We start from the raw sequence: 13373 nt of genomic DNA on the forward strand, positions 1-13373 counted from the left end.
TGTTAATGAGCTAATTTTACACAAAACTATTTTTATAGCATACTATACTTCCAATCCAGATATTCTACTAGGAGGAATCAAAATGAAGAAAATCATCCTTTTATCAGCACTGTCGCTATCCCTATTAGCTCCAAAAGTTGCTCTGGGAGCCAATACTTACGAGGTGGCAAAAGGAGATACCTTAACGAAAATCGCTACTGAATATGATGTCAGCATTGACGAATTACTTAAAACGAACTCTGCTATAAACGATGCAAACCAAATTCGAATCGGACAAATCATAAATCTTCCCGCTACCAACACCACAGTTAATCGCGAAGAAAGTCAATCAGTTGAACAGCAGGTCCTTAGTTTAGTGAACGAAGAACGGTCAAAACGGGGCCTCCCTTCCCTTAAAATGGATACATCCATTTCTCACGTAGCAATTCTGAAATCCGAGGATATGCGAGATAGTAATTATTTCAATCATACAAGCCCCAGTTATGGATCGCCTTTCGAAATGATGAAATCCTTTGGGATCAGCTACAAGTACGCAGGGGAAAATATAGCAGCAGGTCAACCTAGTGCGGATGCTGTCATGAAATCATGGATGAACAGCCCTGGACATAAGGCCAATATTCTGAACAAGAACTATACACATATTGGTATTGGGCATGTGACAGGAGGGAAATACACCCACTATTGGACCCAGCAATTCATTGGAAATTAAAAACGTTGGAGGCGGCAGATTGCCGCCTCCTTTTTTTATCCTTATTTTCCAAATCTAAAGCTTGCTATTATCCTTTATTAGAAACTAGCAAAATATACGGGAACCTTTCACTTTATTTAGAAAAGAAGTCTTGCAGTTTTCACTTCAAAAAAATGTCATTCCAGAACATATGTAAAGTAGTTATATCATACTATCTTTCAATTATCGTACTTATAAAAATAAAATTATGTTAAAATAGAATTCAGACATAGGTACAAAGGGGCAATTGTAATGAAAATAGAGGTTGGCTCTGTTATCAACGAATTACGAATAAAACAAAATCTTACAAGAGAAGAACTGGCTAAGGATATATGTGAACCTAATGCCCTGTCAGATTATGAAAGAAGCATCACTTCTCCAACCATTGATGAATTGGCACTTTTTGCGGTTAAACTTAAAGTTGACCTGCCGTATTTCTTCACCACCAAAAATGAACCGATTTATAATTACATAGAAACCATTAAACTTTTGATTAACAAATACAAACGCACACGTAATTATGAAGCAATTTATGAAATCGTCCAAAAAGAAATGGCAACTGCACCGGAAAAATCGATATCGTTTTATCAATTCTTGAAATGGCATGAAGGTATCTCTTTTTTTTATCTGTACAATGACAAACAAAGGGCTATAGAATTATTGAATGAGGCCATTCAGATTACCATGGGTAAACGGGTCATTCTTCATCAACAGGAGATAGAAGTTTTAAATAGTATCGGAATTATCCATTTTAAAACGAAGAATTATGAAGAGGCCATCAACATCTTCAATGAAGCACTGGAGTTTATCGAAAATATTCCCCATGTGAATCAGGAAGGCACCATTATCTTGAAGATCATTCATGGATTGGCACAAACATTGACTGAACTTCATTATTATCAGGAATCATTAAATTATACCCTTAAAGGGATCAACATTTGTAATTCGATTGAATCATTATATTTATATGCGGAACTCCATCTTTTAACTGGTAAGAATCTTGTTCATCTTCAACAACCTGAAAAAGGACTGCACTATATAGAACAATCCAAGAACCTTTTCAGTCTTCAAAAAAACGAAGAATTCATACGAATTGCCGAACATGAAATGGAAAGCATTTTGCAATGCTTATGAACTTCTATGGATAAAAAAAGATAGAGATTGCTTTGAAAAAAGCAATACTCTATCTTTTTTTTTAGCATTATTCGTCCTCACTTACTCTACCAATTTGCAGGAATGATTGATCTTTTTCAAGTTAAAAATGCTACTTTAAAACATTCATTACACTTTCAATAGCTATCCTATTTCAGCTATAATAAAAGAATGTAACCCAACTGGAGGAAAAAAAATGTCTAATAGATTAGGTTTAGTGCTTGACGTAGAAACAACTGGTTTACGTCCCTCTTCAGATGAAATTATCGAGCTTGCTCTTATACTCTTTACATACAGCAGTGAAACAGGGGAAATTATTAATCTTATTGATCAGGAATCATTTTTAAGGGAGCCCCTCTCCTATGGAGCAAGAAGGAATTATGATCAAGCGTATAGAATTCATGGAATTCCGTACAGTTCCGTAGAAGGAAAAAGTTTTCATGATGAAAAAGTTAAATCCTTCATTTCCCGTACCGATTCGATTTTCGCACATAATGCTTCTTTCGATAGAAGTTTTCTTTACCAAATGTATCCGGAAATCAATGATCAGAAATGGTTCTGTACGATGCGGAATGTACCTTGGAAGCAATACGGATTTGAGAATGGTAAACTCTTAACATTATTGCAGGCACATAATATCACAAATTTCCAAACACACAGGGCTATGGACGATATATCTTACCTAATGGAACTCATGAGAAAACCAGGACCTTCTGGCCATCCTTATTTAAAGGAAGTTATTGCAAAAAATCCAATGAAGAAATATGCACCTGCTTCTCAAAAGACAAGGGTATAGCTGATTGCATAATTACTTCATTGTACAGGCTACACCAAACAAAAAAATGTTTTTATTGCAAATTGCCCATTCCACGAGAACAGGAATGCATTTCTTTACGATGGGTGTTATTATAGGGGCACTTTTATTTCCCTGCATTTCACTTATTACCTGATATTTATCAAAAAACAGCGACCCATGACGGGTCGCTGTTTTTTTGATCATTATACAGTTGCTTCTTCCTGTTTTTCATTTAATGCGCCGTTCAATTTCTTATACCGATAAATAAAGTAAAGAAGTGATAATATTAATGCCACAACGAGGAATATGGACAATATGCCAAGATTATGCCACATGAAGCTATAATCTCCTGTTGAGATGACTGCACGGAAAGCATTAATAGAATATGTCATCGGTAAGAACGGTGTGAATCCTTGCAGGAAGCCAGGAACTAATTCATTCGGGAATGTTCCGCCACTGCTGGTCAGTTGAAGAATCAAGATCAATAATGCTATGAACCGGCCAGGATTGTCAAAGGCCGAACCCAGGAACTGAATGATTGCCATGAATGTACAGCTAGCAAGAATGCTTACTGCAAAAAATAGCGGCAGGCTCGTAACATTGATTCCAAGACCTAAAATTAAAATCGAGTCCACCATTATGGCTTGACAGATTCCTATGAGAGCCATGACACTGTATTTACTAATAAACCAGCTAAATCCACTCGCGGGTTTTACAGCAGGATCTTTTAACGGGAAAATGATCGTCAGAACGATAGCCCCGATAAATAAACTTAATGAAATTAAATATGGTGCAAAACTAGTGCCATAGTTCGGGACATCATTAATTGGTAATTTATCCACTTTAACTGGGCTTGCAAACATGTCATATACTTCATCATTGGACTTTATCTTGCCTGCTTCGTCTGCCCCATCACTTAATTCGTCATGTAATTCTGCAGATCCATCTGAAAGTTTGGCGATTCCATCTTGTAACTTAATGGCTCCATTCGCCAGTTCTCCCATTCCGCTAGTAAGGCTTGATGAACCTTCCTTCAACTTATCCGTTCCTGTAACCAGACCTTTCGAACCTTCGGAAAGCTGTGAGGTTCCAGTTGATAATTGCTTGGAGCCATCTTCAAGCTGATCAAGCCCGCTTACCAAGTTATTGCTGCCTTCGGTTAACTGTCCAAGCCCACTTTGTGCAGAATCTATACTATCACCAAATGTTGTCAAGCCAGATACCAATTGACCTTGACCATTTTTCAGTTCATTCGCCCCATTGGCGAGTTTATCCTGAGCTTGCTTCAATTGAGTGAAACCGCCGCTTATTGCACTTGTGCCTTCACCTAACTGATTAGCTCCAGCACTAAGACTATTTGAGCCCTTAGCAATTTCAGTTGCACTTGCCGATAGTTTACCTACTCCTTCAGATACTCCTTTACTACCTTCACTGATCCGGGTTAGAGAAGTGATCACTCCCTCCAAACGCGCTTTCTCTGCAGGATCATCCGTAGCTTCAGATTGTTGTTTCAATCCGGAAATAACCTCATCCAAACCTGCTGAAACTTCAGATGCCCCAGCTTTTGCTTCGTTCGATGCTGCACTCCATTCAGATAATGAACCTGAAAGTTGGGAAGCTCCAGCAGCTACACCATTTGCTCCCTCTGTCAAAGCGGGCAGCTTTTCTTCGATTTGATTGAAGCCCTCTAAAGACTGTTGCAGGCCAGAGGCCAATTCACCAGTACCCGCTTCAGATTTCTTGGCTCCTTTCAAAAGCTCGGATTGCCCATCTTTCATTTGTCCAACACCAGAGCTAAACTGTTGTAACCCTTGATTGAGTTCTTTTGATCCTGCAGCTGCCGAACCGACCCCATTCGAAAAGGTCAATGATTTTTCAGCTAATTTTTCCAGGTTTTTATGGATTTCGACAGAACCAGAATGAAGGGAATCAATTCCTTCATCGACTTTTTTGGAACCTTCTTTAGCAGAGTTAATTCCTTCACCAAGTTCATTTGATCCGTTCTTCACTGTATCTGTTCCATCTTTCAATTCTCCAGCTCCATCACTGGCATTTTTGAGTCCGTCAGCCATTTCGTTCAAATTATCGAACATTGACTCCGCATAGGTTTTCGTAACGGCTGACGAAACCTCCCCTTTAATTCTCTCCGAAGCTGCGTCACCTATTTTTGTGGAAATATAGTTGAACCCTTCATTGGACGTATAAATTAAATCAAGTTTTTCCGGATTGTCCTCCTGTAAGGTCGTTGCATTTTTGGAGAAGTTCTTCGGGATTTCTATTTTCATGTAATAATCTTGTTTTTTCAGGCCTTCATTTGCTTCTTTTTGACTGACAAAATGCCAATCGAAATCCTTCTTTTCCTTTAACTCCTTGACTAAATCTTTTCCTATTGTAAGTTCCGATTCATTGAACTCCGCACCCTCATCCATGTTGACAATGGCAACAGGCAATTGGTCCACCTTCCCATATGGATCCCAAAATGCCCACAGGAAAGTGCCGCTGTATAATAAGGGAATCAGTATGATCCCTATTATGGAAATGAGTATCATAGGATGTTTTATTATGGCTAAAAATTCACCCTTTAAAGATTTTAACACGCCTACCAAGCCCTCCTCTACGACGAATATGCCGTTTATTTATCTATCTCGGTGAAAAACGGATTGAAAAATACATATTTAACTCATTTGCTTCTGCAATATATATTTAAAATTCACTATCTTAATCTTTAATATATATTTACTTCACGCAAACAATAACTAATGACTATATTGTTCATTCGGTCATTATCACGAAAATAATATAACATTTTTCCATTCTTTTATCAATATTTTTTCACAGTCTTACATCCTATATCTACTATTTATAACTTTATATCCTGTTTAAATTGCCTCTTAACTGATTAAGACCTTAGCATCGGCTGATAAAATCCCCTCTATTTTTCATGGCAAAAAAGGGCATCCATTTTGGATACCCTTTTAATAAGGTATATAAACATAATTAAATGAAACGCTTACAAATCATTTTGAAATAATGCCTTTTAATTTTTCCGCCTGTCCGTTCAGTTTCTCTAAGGATTGCTGATATTCTTTTTCTAATTGTTTTATGATGCCTGCGGCGGTATCTATTTTTTTAATCGCCCCCACACCATGACCCGCTGACCAAATATCACGCCACGCTTTAGATTCAGATGATTTGGACATGCTGTCAAAATCGACTTTTTCTTTTTTGGCTAATTGTTCTGGGTCCAATCCTTCCTTTCTGATGCTCGGTTTCAGCATATTACAATTAACTCCTGAAAATGCATCAGTCAAGATGATGTCATCATGATCAGAATCTACAAGCATTTCACGATAATCATCATTGGCCCTGCTCTCTTTCGCCACGATAAAACGAGTACCCATATATGCAAGATCCGCTCCTGCAGCCTGAGCTGCCAAGATACTGTGGCCAGTACTGATGGATCCAGCAAGTAAAATGATTCCGTCCCAGAATGTTCTTACGCTGTCCACGAAAGCAAAGCTATTTATTTCACCAGCATGACCACCGGCTCCCGCAGCAACCAAGATCAATCCGTCCACACCTGACTCCGCAGCTTTTTTTGCAAAATCCACGGAGCTGACATCCGAAAAGACCAACCCGCCATAGCTATGTACGACATCCACCACATGTTTTGGTGAACCTAATGATGTAATGACGATGGGAGGCTGATGCTTTTTGACCAATTCCAACTCTTCTTCAAGACGGCTATATGTACGGTGGACAACCATATTCATTGCCCATGGAGCAATCTTTGAGCCAGGTACTTTATCCTTTGCTGCAATCAATGTATCGTTTATATCACTCATCCATTGATCCAACACCTCAATCGGCCGCGCATTCGGTGCTGGAAATGAGCCGATCACCCCATTCAAGCAGCATTCTTTCACTAACTCAGGACCGGATATTAAAAACATAGGTGCTGAGATAACTGGTAAAGATAATTGATTCCACCACTGTTCAGGCAAACTTCTTGTCATCTATGAAACCCCCCATTTTAGTATATTACCAAAATATAACACTACAAGATTATCATACTTCTAATATACACAATTTTCAAGAAATTAATTCAGCTGCTGAGTTAACTTGTCATGAAACGCCATCTCAATAAAAAAACTGTATATGGAATACTTTCCATATACAGTTTCAATTCAATTTGAAAGCGCCCATTTACGAATGGCCTTGGCCACACCATCTTCATCGTTTGTTGCTGTAACCCAATCTGCCTTTTCTTTCACAATTTCTTGGGCGTTTCCCATAGCCACACCCACTTTTGCATCAGAAATCATTGCAAGGTCGTTAAGGCTGTCACCTACAGCCATAACATTATCCATCGTAATATCGAGCAATGAACATACGAGCTTGATCGCTTTCGCTTTATTAACGCCCATGGCATTCACTTCGATATTCGTTGGGCTGGAATTGCTTATTTCAAAGTTTCCTTTTGATACCAGTTCATCCATGATGATTTGGCGGATGTCATCATCAGTTGTATCAAAACCGAATTTAAGCCATTGAGAATCATGGATTTTTTCAGGCATTTCAGCCCTGTATATATTATCGCAACTAATCGCCCAAAAATGTGTACCGTGTTTTTGGCTTAATTCCCACATCCATTGTATGGACTCACTATCGACGATATTCCTTTCCACCAGTTTTCCTTGATTATCGTATATTTCGCTTCCGTTTACGGTAATGAGGTATGATTGGAGTTCCATCGACTTTGCAAAATCACTGCATGTCGCGTAGGATCTCCCTGTGCTCAATACAACAAAAATCCCTTGATTTTCTGCTTCTTTTATCGCTCTCCGATTTTCTTTTGATATCTCCCCATCCTTATTGAGAAGCGTTCCATCCATATCAAGTGCAACCAGTTTAATATCTTGTTCCTTCATTCTTATTCACCCTCCCAAATCCTTCTTTATGTAACTAAGTCCATGATAGCTTATAATGCATTCGTTAGGAAAGTACGTGAATATTTGAACAGGCATTCCATTCGTTTCATGATTTTTATAATCATCCAAATATCTTTATCCGGCCACTTTATATTCTGCCATTCTAAACATCCTCTACTCCCTTTCTTTTTTCATTTCATTCAATTCTTTTTTTAGCTGGCCTTCCCATTTTGGGATACCATCATTTTCATCAAATTCTATAATGACATCCGTTACTCCTCTTTCCTTGAATATCTCATTAAACAACCGATCTTTAATGTCATCCGCTTGGGCGATTGAAATATGGGGATCAAGTTCAACTTCAAGTTCAACATGAAAGTCTTCCCCTTCTTTTATTACGGCAAGTTTCTGTATATCCCTTACGTCTGGGTCATCCATGACCATCGTTCCAATTTTTTGTCGCATCTCAATATCGGCTTCCCCAAGAGCACCTGCAGCATTATCAAGAAATACCCTACCAACCACATAGAACATCCCGAGACCGATCATGACGGAAGCAACGCCTTCAGCTTGGATGAAGGGCGTGAAGTTTGCTAATAAAATGGCAATTATCGCTAGTACCCCACCACCGGTTGCTACCATATCTTCCATGAATACTAATTTCGTCGCCGGTTTTGCTCTTTTTAAACCAGCGAAGCTCTTAAATATGACGGCTGCTCCTTTAGCTTCGATTCCAGTCTCATGCACCACTTCTTTCATCGCTTTAAATAATACATATGATTCCAACACAACCGCTAACGAAAGGACAGACAAGTTAATAAGGATACCCGTTGATTCTACAGGGTGCAAAATGTGATGGAACCCTTCTTTAATCGTTTCATAAGACATGATCCCGACAACCAACACCGCCCCTAATAATACGAGGTTAACCAAGCGTCCAAAACCATCAGGGAATCGATCAGTTGGTGACTTTTTACTTAGTGCAGATCCAATAAATACGAAAAACTGATTCGCAGCATCGCCCAAAGTATGTAAAGTTTCAGCAAACATGGCTACATTGCCTGTCATGAAATAAGCGATCCCCTTTAGCACAGCGATGATACTATTCACACAGGCAGCAATGAATGCCGATTTATTACCTTGTTTTAATAACCGAAATAACTCTTTCACATAAAAACCCCCCTTATATTATTATAAATCCATTATCATAATGTATTATCCCCAACACTGGAAAATATGAAACCACATAAGCCAAACCCTTATCTATACGATTGGTAATGGCCATAAGTTGTAACTCCCAAAAACGAATATATTCCAGGAACGGACCCATCTATTCTAATAAGTTCACATGAATGCATTCATTTCTATTGAAAACTGATTAAAGCAACAAAAAAGGGAGTAAGCGGCGGCTTACTCCCTTTCGCAAGAACTTCTGCGTTAAGCTTACATCTCTTGTTTCACTAACTTAGATGGATTATTGACTTTATATCGTATTTCTTTATTGTATTTTTTGTCGACCACTTTTCCATCAAATTCGATTGCGTCCCCTTCTTCTAGCTCAGCTTTTTTTAATGTCTTGCTATATCCACACCAAGCATCGCCGATAGTCAATGCAGGCTCCGTTGTCACTTTGACATTCTCCAAAAGTATGACTTCATCTTCTTCACCAGTGAAATGGTTCATTTTCGCCGTAAACTCCTTGACTGTTGCGGTGAAGTGCACTTTTTCCCCAGGTAAGTCCAATTTAGGTTTTGCAGCCGTCTTTTTAGTTTTGGTTTTTGCTTTTTTGGGTTCTGCACTTATCTGATCGGAGTTTTCCGTAATTGGTGCTTCCATCACCTGCTCAGTTTCACTTGAATCTGCGGATGTTTCTGAAACCGGCCCACTCAACAATTCTTTTCCGAAACTGTTGCTTTGCATTTCCTTTAAATAGGAAGGGTGAATGCAACTAAGCTTACCATTTGCAAATTCAACAACTACAGTGTCAAGGCCATTTCCATATTGTTCATAACCTGCCAATTTGACTTTAGCTTGAAAACTGCCGCTTTTATATAATAATTCTCTTTTTACCGAACGAGCAGTGAATAATTTCCATTCCAATCCTTTTGCGATATAGTCCGTATCATCTAAAAAAGGGATATACTCTCCTTTTGGTGCAATATAATGAATCAAATCTTCAGCTGAAGTTTCAGCCACAGTCACCACTCCTAATCTTTTCTATAGATTATATTCTAGCAAAGGATTTCAAAGTTGCAAATGAATGAGTATCATAATCACAGTCTGCACTAAAAATCAGCCAGACATGAGAGTAATAGAAAACCGTTTATATACAAATTTCCCACGAGTTTTTCTGCGAAATAATTACCATCCTTTAGACCTAGCAAAAAAGCTGCTCACTAAGAGCAGCCCTTTAATAACAATAATAATAAATCTTTGTAGCATATGTTTCGCAAAATGACTCAGATTCATTCATTCCTTTTACCCTTCTTTCACCTCATCCATTGGCAACTGGTCTGCGTTGTACTTCATTTCGCCAGAACTATAATTTTTTCTCATTTTAAACATGAGGAGAAAACCAATAGCCCACCAGCCTGCAAAAATCAGCCATTCATAAGGCCAAATTAAAGCCGCTGGCATACCTGGTAAGTATAAGGCAATAAATCCTATGCTAAGAACCAATGCGATCCAGCCCACGATATTTGATTTTCCAGCACGGAAAGGCCTTGCCATCTCAGGAGCATTTTTTCTCAATTGAACAAATGCAATTGCAACGAATAAATATGCCAATACAATAGCCAGTCCGCCAGCATCCACCAGCCAAACTAACATAGGTCTCCCTAATAATGGACTAATCATGGATAAAGCACCTATAAACAATACAGCATTTGTAGGCGTATTTGTTTTCGGATGTAATTTACCAAACCAAGCTGGAATCATCTTTTTTTCCGCCATTGAATAGAGAACTCGGCTGCCGCCAATGATAAATGCATTCCAGCTCGTCAAAATACCTGCAACACCACCTATTATCAAGATGGTTGCAAAAATGCTCGATCCATAGACTTTGGCCATTGCATCTGCCGTTGGTAATACAGAAGTTGTTATTATATTTTCATCTAAAGATACTCCTACCGCGTATATAATGGCAATATACCAGATAACGGCAAGGCTTACTGAAAATATAAGAATTTTCCCAATTAATTTCGGCTCAACATTCATTTCTTCAGCTGTTTGAGGTATTACATCAAAGCCCACAAACATGAACGGAGTCATGATCAGTACAGTTATGATTCCTACTGTGCCATCCAAAAATAGTGGTTTCGCATCTCCAAAATCACTAGTGAATCCGGCTCCAAAGATTAACATCAAACCAATGAGACCTATTACAATGGTTAAAACCATTTGGAGAATGGCTGCCGATTTCACACCAAAATAATTAATCAGTGTAACTAAAATGGAACCTATTACCCCAACAAGCACCCATGTTAAATACACATCATATCCAGTAATAGAATACATGAATCCTACCTTATAATTAGGAAATACATATTCAATGACAGTTGGCAAAGCAACCGCTTCAAAAGCAACCACAGATATATAACCTAATGCGAGTGCCCATGATGCTACAAATGCAGCTTTTGGCCCGACGCCTCTTAATACATAAGATAGAGCACCTCCAGCAGCAGGCATAGCTGAAGCTAATTCTGCATAGGTCAGACCTACAAAAGTGACCAATACCCCACCTATTAAAAATGCAATCATCGCACCAAGTGTACCTGCTGAATCAATCCATGTACCTGATAATACTACCCAACCCCAACCAATCATGGCCCCGAATGCCAAAAATAATATATCTACCTTAGAAAGAACTTTATTTAGACTCTTAGTTTCTTTAATGGTAATCCATCCCTTTCTTGAAAGACTGTAGATCAAAACAAAAACTTGAGAACCTTTTTCAAAGAAATAATGATAGAAATAATAATAAAAAAACATTTGGTTGATATGTAAAGAACTTATGGACATTTCTGTATTATAAAGTGCTGACATTAAGGAATAATTGGTTATGTATCTGAATCCACCAAATTCATCTATATCTGACTATTTTCCCAAATAAAAACATCCTCTCTTACTAAGAATTTGTAATAATATAAATAATAGCAATATCCATGCCAAGAAAAGGATAGTTATTTTATGGGGGTTTAACGCTATTATAAATTTAAAATGATTCATTATTGAATCGTTAACCTAATTTATGATTCATATATTAATTATTAATCCTTTTTGATCCACAATCGATTCAAAATGACAATTTTATTATTTTATTTTAAAATTTCGACACACATTTCCCCTGAAAAATAACAGGAAAAAAAGATGCCAAAATCCAAATTATTATTTCTTGGCATCTTCCAAATAGATTTATTTTCGCTCAGAATGATTTTGATTAATACCGGCAGACCTTCCGCTATTAATCAAAGATCTATGTACAGCCTCGAAAAATATCGTTAAGTATATAATGCTCTGTGTAATGTCACTATATGATATGTATTAAACCCTTATAAATTCGTTCTTAACTGCGGGGAAATGGATACTGAATGTAGTTAAACTTTCATTTGAGACACAATTCATGTATCCATCATTGCTTTCAATGATCTTTTTACAGACGTATAATCCAATTCCCGTTCCTAACTCTTTCGTTGTGACAAAGGGCTCAAAAATAGATTCGATCAATTCATTGTCAATGGCCGGTCCATTATTTGAAATTCTAATTATCCTTTCATTCGCCTCAATTAAAGAGGTTATCCTCAAAATTCTTGGATGTTCCTTATCCTTTAAGGCGTCAATGGAATTTATAAAAAGATTCAAGAACACTTGTTTTAATCCATCCTTGCTCGCTGTCATGACGAAGTTTGGATAAATATCTATTTCAACATTAACACTGGCATCCACAATATTTGCATAAGTCAGTTCTTGAATTTCTTCAATTAACTTCAACACGGAAATTTCCTCTCTTTGTTCCTCATTAAAATCTGATTTAGAGGTATGGAGGAATTGGGTTATCCTGAAATTCAACTGATTTAACTCATAATCAATGATATCTAAATATTTCAAGCCCGGGTTCTCCCTTTTCAGTAATTTATTGAACCCCATGATAGCTGTAAGAGGGTTTCGGAATTCATGTACAAAGCTTGATGATATCTGACCCAGTACCGCTAATTTATCTTTGTGGTTTTCACTAATATAAGACTTTTTCTCCTCTATCACTTCATTTGTAAGATTCGTATATCTCGTTACTGCATGGTAGCTGAACGTATCAAAGTGCAAGTTGATATCATTAATGAATTTCTGCATATAATTAATTGGGATATTGACCCCAAAAAGATTTCTGATTATGATATTTCTCCCCAAGTTGATATTATATAGAAAATCCCCAATGTTGATATTTGCTTCAAGTCGCTCTTTTGCAACCTGGTAAGCCAATTTTATCAGCATATCTTCAGACAATACATCCTTGAACGTTTGGATGACCAATGAGTACATCCCATAACCATTTTCTTTAATCTTATCTTTGTAGGGGTCAATTTCATTGATCTTAATAGTCTCGTTCCATTCATTTAAAAACACAGATTCTTTTTCTTCCAAATATTGAATCAATACATTTTTATACTTCTTATGTTCAGATGAAAACTCCATACTATTGACCACACATCCCCTTACGGAATTTTAGATACTCTATCAATAACATCATTCTATATGAGATTTTGATTACCTG

Annotated in this window: 10 protein-coding genes; 3 read left to right on the forward strand and 7 right to left on the reverse strand. The window is 37.5% G+C overall.

The genetic code is table 11. From position 1 onward, the window contains the following. The first annotated feature begins 82 nt into the window (after positions 1-82). From N0M92_RS20345 to N0M92_RS20355, 3 genes are all read left to right on the forward strand, one after another. Positions 83-709, forward strand: a complete 627-nt coding sequence (locus N0M92_RS20345; protein WP_260287539.1) for a CAP domain-containing protein — start codon at positions 83-85, stop codon at positions 707-709. Positions 710-979: 270 nt separating this feature from the next. Further along, complete coding sequence (locus N0M92_RS20350; RefSeq protein WP_260287540.1) at positions 980-1861, forward strand: helix-turn-helix domain-containing protein; 882 nt, start codon at positions 980-982, stop codon at positions 1859-1861. Positions 1862-2075: 214 nt separating this feature from the next. Beyond that, the gene (locus tag N0M92_RS20355) at positions 2076-2675 is read left to right on the forward strand and encodes an exonuclease domain-containing protein (RefSeq protein WP_192204980.1); all 600 of its coding nucleotides are present in this window, start codon (positions 2076-2078) and stop codon (positions 2673-2675) included. 203 nt (positions 2676-2878) lie between these two features. On the opposite strand, the gene N0M92_RS20360 is transcribed toward N0M92_RS20355, so the two are convergent. The 7 genes from N0M92_RS20360 to N0M92_RS20390 form a co-directional block, all read right to left on the reverse strand. Next, positions 2879-5272, reverse strand: a complete 2394-nt coding sequence (locus N0M92_RS20360; RefSeq protein WP_260287541.1) for a YhgE/Pip domain-containing protein — start codon at positions 5270-5272, stop codon at positions 2879-2881. Between the two features lie 420 nt (positions 5273-5692). Next, positions 5693-6691 (reverse strand): NAD(P)H-dependent flavin oxidoreductase, encoded by a 999-nt coding sequence (locus N0M92_RS20365; protein ID WP_260287542.1) that lies wholly within the window; start codon positions 6689-6691, stop codon positions 5693-5695. A 171-nt stretch (positions 6692-6862) separates the two neighbouring features. After that, positions 6863-7606, reverse strand: coding sequence for a Cof-type HAD-IIB family hydrolase (locus tag N0M92_RS20370; RefSeq protein WP_311202584.1), 744 nt, complete (start codon positions 7604-7606; stop codon positions 6863-6865). 174 nt (positions 7607-7780) lie between these two features. Then, the gene (locus tag N0M92_RS20375) at positions 7781-8776 is read right to left on the reverse strand and encodes a cation diffusion facilitator family transporter (protein ID WP_260287543.1); all 996 of its coding nucleotides are present in this window, start codon (positions 8774-8776) and stop codon (positions 7781-7783) included. A 273-nt stretch (positions 8777-9049) separates the two neighbouring features. Next, complete coding sequence (locus N0M92_RS20380; RefSeq protein WP_260287544.1) at positions 9050-9802, reverse strand: hypothetical protein; 753 nt, start codon at positions 9800-9802, stop codon at positions 9050-9052. 282 nt (positions 9803-10084) lie between these two features. Then, the gene (locus N0M92_RS20385; protein WP_397443889.1) at positions 10085-11506 is read right to left on the reverse strand and encodes an APC family permease; all 1422 of its coding nucleotides are present in this window, start codon (positions 11504-11506) and stop codon (positions 10085-10087) included. 642 nt (positions 11507-12148) lie between these two features. Beyond that, the gene (locus tag N0M92_RS20390; protein ID WP_260287545.1) at positions 12149-13294 is read right to left on the reverse strand and encodes a histidine kinase N-terminal domain-containing protein; all 1146 of its coding nucleotides are present in this window, start codon (positions 13292-13294) and stop codon (positions 12149-12151) included. Positions 13295-13373 lie beyond the last annotated feature (79 nt).

The sequence above is a fragment of the Peribacillus aracenensis genome, from assembly GCF_025175645.1.
GTDB lineage: Bacteria > Bacillota > Bacilli > Bacillales > DSM-1321 > Peribacillus > Peribacillus aracenensis.